The 2,467-nt window shown below is 68.2% G+C and carries 3 protein-coding genes; all 3 read right to left on the reverse strand.

The genetic code is table 11. From position 1 onward, the window contains the following. Nucleotides 1-179 precede the first annotated feature (179 nt). Nucleotides 180-1,139, reverse strand: a complete 960-nt coding sequence (locus tag Q1K70_RS13400) for a DUF1134 domain-containing protein (protein ID WP_300160508.1) — start codon at nt 1,137-1,139, stop codon at nt 180-182. Beyond that, nucleotides 1,136-2,221: an SGNH/GDSL hydrolase family protein gene (locus Q1K70_RS13405; RefSeq protein WP_300160511.1), complete on the reverse strand. Its 1,086-nt coding sequence runs from the start codon at nt 2,219-2,221 to the stop codon at nt 1,136-1,138. The genes Q1K70_RS13400 and Q1K70_RS13405 overlap by 4 nt, the downstream gene beginning before the upstream one ends. A 30-nt stretch (nt 2,222-2,251) precedes the next feature. Continuing rightward, nucleotides 2,252-2,467 (reverse strand): AMIN domain-containing protein (locus tag Q1K70_RS13410; RefSeq protein ID WP_300160514.1); only part of this gene is annotated, 216 nt, incomplete at its 5' end.

The following is a 2,467-nucleotide window of genomic DNA, read 5'->3' on the forward strand; positions in this document are numbered from 1 at the left end:
GGCCAGCACGCCCGGCCAAATTCCGCGACCACGAGCGCCAGCGGCGAAGCGCCGCATTTTAAGAGGGATCGGGTAAAACCTGGGCTGCCCTTCTCCCCCTTGAAGAGTTTTTCGGGGAAGGAGGGGGCGCGGGGGAGGGAAACCCCATTTTGCAAAAAGGGGGTTCCCTCCCCCGCCTTCTAGAAGGGGTTGATTTCCTGGGTGCGGGTGTAGTGCTGGTAGCCGACGTTGGCTCCCAGGCGCAGCCCCACGCCGAAGCGGATGGGGGCCAGGGTGATGTTGTCCGAGCGCTGGTAGTTCATGCCGAAGCCGCCGAGGACGTAGGCGCTGCCGTCCACGCCCGGGAAGCGCTGGAAGATTTCGTTGGGGTTGGTGGTGCCGTAGACCAGCGTGAAGACCTTGACCGCGTTGACGCCGAGGTCCAGGCCCAGCGACGGGCTTTGCCAGTAGACCTGCACGGGCTTTTGGCCCTTGAGGTACAGCGTGCCCGTGCCGTAGCGCAGCCCGACGACCAGCGCGCCGCCGGCCTCGTTGCCCTTGATGAAGCCCGTGGGTTGTCCGAGGTCGTGGAAGGACCGGGCCACCATTTCCGCCAGCCCGCGCGAGCCGCTTTCGAAAAAGCCCATGACTTCGCGGTTGACCTCGTCGCGGTTGTAGGTCTGTTGCCGGGTGGGCGGTGGCGGCGGCGGTGGCGGTGGCGGGGTGAAGTTGGTCTGTCCGTTGATGGGCGTGCCGCCGCCGGGGGGAGGTGGTGGCGGCGCATAGTCCTGGCCGCCCGGCGGCGGGGGTGCAGGCGTGTAGTCCTGACCGCCTGCCGGGGGCGGCGGCGGCGGGCCGGCGGGCTGTCCGTTGATGGGCGTGCCGCCGGGGGCGGGTTTGGGGGCCGGGCTCACGGGCACGGACGCGGGCGCGGGCGCGGCCGGTGTCGGCGCGGGCGTCACCTGGGCCGCGCCGGGCTGGGGAGCCGGCGCCGGGGCCGGGTCGGCCGGTGCGGCCGGCGGGGCCTGGGCCGGCTGGGGCGAAGCGGCGGGCGCGTCCTTGAGGCTGCGCTCCTTGAGCGTGGATTGGGCCTGGGCGGGCGGTCCCGAGACCAGGGACAACGCGAGGGCCAGAAGGCAGGTCACGGCGAGGCGTGTCATTGCGGTCCTCCGTCGATGCGGGCTGGGGTGAGGGACAACCGGGCGCGGATGGCCGGCAGCATGGCCGCCGCGATGGCCTCCCGCCCGGCATCGGTGTTATGGACGCCGTCGGCGGTGTAGGCCGGGGCGTTACGGTCGCACAGCGCGTCACGCAGGTTGACGAAGTAGGGTTTGCCGGCCAGCGCCCGTTCCAGGGCGGCGTAGACGGTCATGAAGTTCTGCCGCACGTGGGGGAAAGTCTTGCGCCCGAGGATGGTTTCCTTTTCCTTGGCCGCCACGTCCGCATCGAGCCCCGGGCAGGTCTCGACCCAGTAGAGCGGCTGGAGCACGAGCAGGAAGGACGCGCCCTCGGCGGCGCACAGCCGGGCGACGAAGTCGTAGCGCTTGACGGTCAGCTCCACGAAGCTGGCCAGTTCCGGGGAATCGGGCTCCACGGGCTTGGCGGTGTAGAGCAGCTTCTGGAGCAGTTCCCGGGTGAACGAGGCGAAGTAGGCGGCGTTTACGGGTTTGAGGATGCCGTAGCCGGATTTGTAGTAGCTCTCGATGACGCCCTGCACCCGTTCGCGGCCTTCGTGGGCGTAGGGGGTCTTCTGCACGGCGAAGTAGTTGGCGTCGTTGGCCCCGTCGTAGAAGACCACCAGGTTCGGCCGGATGGGGAATTCGATGAACTGCTTTTCCAGGTACTTGGATTCGAGCAGGGAATTGAAGGAATTGACTCCGAAGTTGAAGCAGTTGAAGGCGTAGGGTTTTTCCCGGGCGTTGAGATCCTTGGCCACCAGGCTCGGGATCGACAGGGGGTAGGGGGCGGAACTGGCCCGCATGGTGGAGCCGCCGAAGAACCAGATGACCTTGGACAGTTCCGGATGGTTGTCCACGTAGGTGGCGTGGGCCGTGGGCCAGACGCCGTTTTCCATGAGGAACAGGGAATAGGCGTCGTAGACGGCCTTGGGTCCTTCGCGCAGGTTGCCGTAGATGATCCAATTGGTGGTGGTGATCACGGCGAAGGACAGCGCCTCCAGGCACACCACGCCGATGACGGCCCATTTGAGGATTCGAAGCGTCGTCGCGAAGAAGCGTTTCACCGCGGGGGGGTCCTTTGTGGCGCGCGGGCGCTATTTGGGGATGCGCAGGGCCACGCCCTCGGACACGCGCTCGACCGTGGGCGCGCCGCGCAGCCTGGCCGTGGCGTCCGGGGCCATGTCGAGGACCACGCGGAACTTGTCCTGGTGCCTGCCCACGCGGACGTGGCGGATGAACGCGTCGCCCGTGTCGCTGGCCAGGGGGCCGCTGTAGTTCCAGGAACCGGCGATGTCGAGCACGATGCGGGG

The organism is Solidesulfovibrio sp., assembly GCF_029978005.1.
Taxonomy (GTDB): Bacteria; Desulfobacterota; Desulfovibrionia; order Desulfovibrionales; family Desulfovibrionaceae; genus Solidesulfovibrio.